The organism is Mesorhizobium sp. M7A.F.Ca.CA.001.08.2.1 (genome assembly GCF_003998455.1).
GTDB lineage: Bacteria > Pseudomonadota > Alphaproteobacteria > Rhizobiales > Rhizobiaceae > Mesorhizobium > Mesorhizobium ciceri.
The window spans coordinates 1-6,325 of record NZ_RZPW01000342.1 but is presented as its reverse complement, the minus strand read 5'-3'; the positions used below and the strand labels follow the sequence as shown (position 1 = coordinate 6,325).

Annotated in this window: 5 protein-coding genes; all 5 read left to right on the top strand. The window is 62.1% G+C overall.

Going from position 1 to position 6,325, the window contains the following annotated elements:
• Positions 1 to 235: 235 nt before the first annotated feature.
• Positions 236 to 1,591 (top strand): ABC transporter substrate-binding protein, encoded by a 1,356-nt coding sequence (locus tag EN914_RS19995; protein ID WP_013528261.1) that lies wholly within the window; start codon positions 236 to 238, stop codon positions 1,589 to 1,591.
• 228 nt (positions 1,592 to 1,819) lie between these two features.
• Complete coding sequence (locus tag EN914_RS19990; protein ID WP_024501951.1) at positions 1,820 to 2,833, top strand: carbohydrate ABC transporter permease; 1,014 nt, start codon at positions 1,820 to 1,822, stop codon at positions 2,831 to 2,833.
• A 1-nt stretch (position 2,834) separates the two neighbouring features.
• Positions 2,835 to 3,989, top strand: a complete 1,155-nt coding sequence (locus tag EN914_RS19985) for a carbohydrate ABC transporter permease (RefSeq protein ID WP_024501952.1) — start codon at positions 2,835 to 2,837, stop codon at positions 3,987 to 3,989.
• A gap of 4 nt (positions 3,990 to 3,993) precedes the next feature.
• Complete coding sequence (locus EN914_RS19980) at positions 3,994 to 5,658, top strand: alpha-glucosidase (protein ID WP_024501953.1); 1,665 nt, start codon at positions 3,994 to 3,996, stop codon at positions 5,656 to 5,658.
• 24 nt (positions 5,659 to 5,682) lie between these two features.
• The coding region (locus EN914_RS19975; RefSeq protein WP_127389217.1) for an ABC transporter ATP-binding protein at positions 5,683 to 6,325 on the top strand (643 nt) is incomplete at its 3' end.

The window sequence follows — 6,325 nt, the reverse complement described above, 5'->3', positions numbered from 1 at the left end:
GCCATAATAGCGTGCTGCGACGCACTTTTTGGGCGCAAATGCGCGAACCTAAATCGATTGATTCGCCAGCCCCTTGACTTCCCCGCGATTCAATGGCGTGATCGAAAAAGCCAAAGCGCTTTGGAAGACTCTTCGAAAGGTTGCGGTTCCTTTCCGACTGAGTCACAGTCCTGCGGCGTCGGCGGGCGGAATGGAGGGTCCGTCCGGTGTGTGAGACCCACTGGGAGGAATACCGATGAAGAAAATGCTTTTGCTGGGTGCTGCGTTTGCCACGTTCGCCCTGAACGCGCCCGCGCAGGCCGAACTGAAGTTCAAGCCCGGCGAAGACAAGCGCTTCAACTGGGCGAACTACGAAGAGCTCAAGAAAGTCGACCTCAAGGGTGAAACGCTGTCGATCTTCGGACCGTGGCGCGGCGAGGACGAAGGCCTGGTGCGCGGCGTTCTCGACTATTTCTCGGAAGCCACCGGCGTCGAGATCAAATACTCCTCCTCGGAGAATTACGAGCAGCAGATCGTCATCGACACGCAGGCCGGCAGCCCGCCCAACATCGCCGTGCTGCCGCAGCCGGGCCTCATCCAGGACCTGGCGTCGAAGGGCCTTTTGACGCCGCTCGGTGACGACACCGCCAAATGGGTCAAGGACAATTACGGCGCCGGCCAGTCATGGGTCGATCTCGGCACCTTCAAGGACAAGGACGGCAAGCCGGGCTTCTTCGCCTTCCCCTACAAGGCCGACGTGAAGTCGCTGGTCTGGTACTCGCCGGATAATTTCGAGGAAGCCGGCTACAAGGTGCCGAAGACCCAGGAAGAACTCGCCGATCTCGAAAAGAAGATCATCGCCGATGGCGGCAAGCCGTGGTGCATCGGCCTCGGCTCCGGCGGTGCCACCGGCTGGCCGGCAACCGACTGGGTCGAAGACCTGATGCTGCGCACCCAGCCTCCGGAGGTCTACGACAAATGGGTGAAGAACGAGATCCCGTTCAACGATCCGGCGGTGGTCAACGCCATCGACATTTTCGGCAAGATCGCGACCGACGACAAGATGGTCGACGGCGGCGCCAAGGCGGTTGCGGCGACCGACTTCCGCGACAGCCCGAAGGGCCTCTTTTCGGTGCCGCCGAAATGCTACCTGCACCACCAGGCATCGTTCATTCCGACCTTCTTCCCGGAAGGCACCAAGGTCGGCCAGGACGCGGACTTCTTCTACTTCCCGCCCTATGCCGCCAAGCCTGAACTGGGCACGCCCGTGCTCGGCGCCGGCACGCTGGCGATGATCACCAAGGACAGCAAGAGCGCGCGCGCATTCATCGAATTCCTGAAGATGCCGCTCGCCCACGAGATCTGGATGGCCGAAGGCGGCTTCGTGACGCCGCTCAAGTCGGTCAACAAGGATGCCTATGCCAGCGACGCGCTGAAGAAACAGGGCGAAATCCTCGCCAATGCCTCGACTTTCCGCTTCGACGGTTCCGACCTGATGCCGGGCAAGATCGGCGCCGGCGCCTTCTGGACCGGCATGATCGACCTGGTCGGCGGCAAGTCGGCGCAGGACGTCGCCACCGACATCCAGAAGAGCTGGGACGCCATCAAGTAGACGGCTGGCACGTAGACGACCAACCATTCTCGCACTGGATCCGGACCGTACCGGCCCGGATCCGACGGCGGCCCGTGCCGCAGCCTTTCGTCATGAGCGCATTGACATGAAGCGCGATCGGCAATGTGCGCAAGCCGCCGATGACGCGCTCCAAACAACTGAATCGGCGCCTGGTCCCCGTCACCAAGGTCATTCCTTGTCGGGTCATGCGCAGGGGGAGAGGGACCCATGGCGGCTCAGATTTTCTCGGCCATATTCGTCATCATCGTCGGCGTCGGCGGTTGCGTCGCCTATTTCTGGGGCGCCAACAAACTGGTCGACCTGATATTCCCATCACGCGGCGTCGCCGGTGCCGCGGCCATCGACAATCTACGCCGGCAAGGGTTGGTCCGCCCATGGCTGTTCGTCGGCCCGGCGATGATCATCCTCACCATCTACCTGATCTATCCGGTGGTCGAGACGCTGCGGCTGTCGTTCCTCGATCGCGGCGGCATCAATTTCGTCGGCCTGGCGAACTATGAATGGGCGTTCGGCGACCGCGAGTTCCGCAACTCGATCCTCAACAACATCGTCTGGCTGGCGGTGGTGCCGGCCGCCTGCACCTTCCTCGGGCTGATCATCGCCGTGCTTACGGACAAGATCTGGTGGGGCACGATCGCCAAGAGCCTGATCTTCCTGCCGCTGGCGATCTCCTTCGTCGGCGCCAGCGTGATCTGGAAATTCATCTACGAGTATCGGGGCGAGGGCCAGACGCAGATCGGCATCCTCAACGCCATCATCCAGCATTTCGGCGGCCAGCCGCAGGTCTGGATATCGCTGCCGTTCTGGAACAATTTCTTCCTGATGATCATCCTGATCTGGATCCAGACCGGCTTTGCCATGGTCATCCTGTCTTCCGCCCTGCGCGGCATCCCCGAGGAAACGCTGGAAGCCGCCGTCATCGACGGCGCCAATCCGTTCCAGATCTTCTGGAAGATCATGGTGCCGCAGATCTGGGGCACCATCGCCGTGGTCTGGACCACGATCACCATTCTGGTGCTCAAAGTGTTCGACATCGTGCTGACCATGACCAACGGCCAGTGGAACAGCCAGGTGCTGGCCAATCTGATGTTCGACTGGATGTTCCGCGGCGGCGGCGATTTCGGCCGCGGCGCCACCATCGCCATCATCATCATGATTGCGGTCATTCCGATCATGGTCTGGAACATCCGACAGGCGAACAAAGAGACGGGAGGACATTGAGATGGCCGTCGCGACCGGAAATTCCTTCGCCAGCCGCTTCGGCGTCCACATCGCCGTGCTCATCTTCGTCGCGATCTGGACCATACCGACCCTCGGCATCCTGGTCTCGTCGCTGCGCGACAAGAACCAGATCATCGCCTCGGGCTGGTGGAACTCGTTCGCCAGTTCCACCCAGACCGAAGCCGGCCGGCTGCCGCCCGCCTCGGCGCAAGTCGAGAAGGCCGGCAAGTTCGTGCTCGAGGGCAATATCTTTGGCGACGGCGCCAAGCGCGACATCAGCGCCTTCGGGGTCAAATCGGCGGCACCGACGCAGTATCCCGCCGGCACCACAGCCGATCTCGGCGACGGCGTGACCTTGCAGCTCAATGCCGACGGCACCTTCGTCATGCAGTCCCCGAAAGCGTTCGAAGGCGATCGCGGCCAGCGCGTCTATTATGCTTCGTCGGCGCCGCCGAAATTCACCACCGATAATTACAAAACCGTGCTGTTTTCCGAAGGCATCGGACGGTCTTTCATGAATTCCCTGACCGTCACCATTCCGGCGACCGTCATCCCGATCCTGATCGCCGCCTTTGCCGCCTATGCGCTGGCCTGGATGCGGTTTCCCGGCCGGGCGCTGCTGATCGCGGTCATCATCGGCTTGCTGGTGGTGCCATTGCAGATGTCGCTGATCCCGCTGTTGAAACTCTACAACGGCGTCGGCGCTTTCTTCGGCATGCCGTCGAAGACCTATCTCGGCATCTGGCTGGCGCATACCGGCTTCGGCCTGCCCTTCGCCATCTACCTGCTGCGCAGCTACATTGCCGGCCTGCCGCGCGAAATCATGGAATCGGCGCGCATCGACGGCGCCAGCGATTTCGAGATCTTCGTCAAGATCGTCTTGCCGCTGTCGTTTCCGGTGCTGGCTTCGTTTGCCATCTTCCAGTTCCTGTGGGTATGGAACGATCTGCTGGTGGCGATGGTTTTCCTCGGCACAGAGGCAGACCAGATTGTGCTGACCGCCAAGCTCAACGCGCTGTTGGGCTCACGCGGCGGCGACTGGGAGATTCTGACGACATCGGCTTTCGTGACCATCATCGTGCCGCTGATCGTGTTCTTCTCGCTGCAGCGCTATTTTGTCCGCGGGCTGCTTGCCGGCTCGGTGAAAGGAGGCTGAGACGATGCAATCCGCTTTGAAGGCCAGCTCGAAGCCTGACCTCGCCATCGATCGCGACTGGTGGCGGGGCGCGGTGATCTACCAGATCTATCCGCGCAGCTACCAGGACTCGAACGGCGACGGCATCGGCGATCTCAAGGGCATCATAGGCCGCCTCGCCTACATCGCCGCACTCGGCGCGGACGCTATCTGGATTTCGCCGTTCTTCAAGTCGCCGATGAAGGATTTCGGCTATGACGTGTCGGATTACTGCGATGTCGATCCGATGTTCGGCACGTTGGCCGACTTCGACGCGCTGACCGCCGAGGCACACAGGTTGGGCTTGAAGGTGATGATCGACGAGGTGCTGTCGCACACCGCCGACAATCATCCCTGGTTCAAGGAAAGCCGGTCGAGCCGCAGCAACCCGAAAGCCGACTGGTACGTCTGGGCAGACGCCAGGCCGGACGGCACGCCGCCCAACAACTGGCTGTCGATCTTCGGCGGCTCGGCCTGGCAATGGGACACCAGCCGCCAGCAATATTACATGCACAATTTTCTGGCCGAGCAGCCCGACCTCAACTTCCACAACCACGAAGTCCAGGACGCGTTGCTCGACGTCACCCGCTTCTGGCTGGAGCGCGGCGTCGATGGTTTCCGGCTCGACACCATCAATTTCTACTTCCACAGCCAGGGCTTGGAAAACAACCCGCCGCTGCCGCCGGAAGAGCGCAACGACCAGACCGCGCCGGCGGTCAACCCCTACAACTACCAGGACCATCTCTACGACAAGAGCCGGCCCGAGAATCTCGGCTTCCTCGAACGGTTCCGTGCCCTGCTCGATGAATATCCGGCAACGGCAGCGGTCGGCGAGGTCGGCGATTCGCAGCGTGGGCTTGAAGTGGTGGCCGCCTACACCGCCGGCGGCAAGCGCGTGCACATGTGCTACTCCTTCGATTTCCTGGCGCCGGAAAAGATCAGCGCGGGCAAGGTCCGCTCGGTGCTGGAATCCTTCGGCAAGGTCGCCAGCGATGGCTGGTCGTGCTGGGCCTTCTCCAACCACGATGTAATGCGCCCGGCCTCGCGCTGGGCCGCCAATGAGCCCGACCCGACCGCCTACCTCAAGGTCATCTCGGCGCTGCTGATGTCCTTGCGCGGTTCGGTCTGCATCTATCAGGGTGAGGAACTTGGGCTCGGCGAGGCCGACCTTCGGTTCGAGGATTTGCAGGATCCCTACGGCATCCGCTTCTGGCCTGAATTCAAGGGCCGCGACGGCTGCCGCACACCGATGGTGTGGGACGGCGGCGCCAAGAATGGCGGCTTCTCCCAGGCAAAACCCTGGCTGCCGGTGCCGGCCAAGCATTTGGCGCAAGCGGTCAATGTCCAGCAGGGCGACGAGGCTTCGCTGCTCGAGCACTACCGGCGCTTTCTCAGCTTCCGGCGTGCCCATCCGGCGCTGGCCAAGGGCGACATCACCTTCATCGAAAGTGAGGGAGATACCGTCGCCTTCACGCGCCGCGCAGGCAACGAGCAGATCGTCTGCGTCTTCAATCTGGGAGCCGGGCGGGCCAAGGTTGACCTTGGCGGCCGATCGCTGCAACCTCTGCCCGGGCACGGATTTTCGGGGCAGGCGAGCAGCGGTTCCATCGAGCTTGGCGGCTACGGCGCCTGGTTCGGGCGTCTCGACTGAATTTCCAATCACTGGAGGAAACCAATGGCCGATGTCACGCTAAGACAAGTGAAGAAGTCCTACGGCAATCTGAACATTCTCCACGGCATCGACCTCGATATTAAGTCGGGCGAGTTCATCGTCTTCGTCGGCCCGTCGGGCTGCGGCAAGTCGACATTGCTGAGGTCGATCGCCGGGCTCGAGGAAATCACCTCCGGCGAACTCAGAATAGCCGGCGAAGTGGTGAACGACGTGCCGCCGTCGAAGCGGGGCATCGCCATGGTGTTCCAGTCCTACGCGCTGTACCCGCACATGACCGTCTACGACAACATGGCGTTCTCGATGAAGATCGGCAAAGAGAACAAGGCCGAGATCGACCGCCGCGTGCGCCAGGCCGCCGAGATCCTGCAGCTGACCAAATATCTCGACCGGCTGCCCAAGGCGATGTCGGGTGGCCAGCGCCAGCGCGTCGCCATCGGCCGCGCCATCGTGCGCAATCCGAAGGTGTTCCTGTTCGACGAGCCGCTTTCGAACCTCGACGCCGCGCTGCGCGTCGCCACCCGCATCGAGATCGCCAAGCTCAAGGAATCGATGCCCAACACGACCATGATCTACGTTACCCACGACCAGGTCGAGGCGATGACGCTGGCCGACCGCATCGTGGTGCTCAAGGACGGCCATATCGAGC

Excerpts from the sequence above, each read along its gene's own strand:
- EN914_RS19985 (WP_024501952.1), top strand. The coding sequence starts at position 2,835 with ATGGCCGTCGCGACCGGAAATTCCTTCGCCAGCCGCTTCGGCGTCCAC.
- EN914_RS19995 (WP_013528261.1), top strand. The coding sequence starts at position 236 with ATGAAGAAAATGCTTTTGCTGGGTGCTGCGTTTGCCACGTTCGCCCTG.
- EN914_RS19990 (WP_024501951.1), top strand. The coding sequence starts at position 1,820 with ATGGCGGCTCAGATTTTCTCGGCCATATTCGTCATCATCGTCGGCGTC.
- EN914_RS19980 (WP_024501953.1), top strand. The coding sequence starts at position 3,994 with ATGCAATCCGCTTTGAAGGCCAGCTCGAAGCCTGACCTCGCCATCGAT.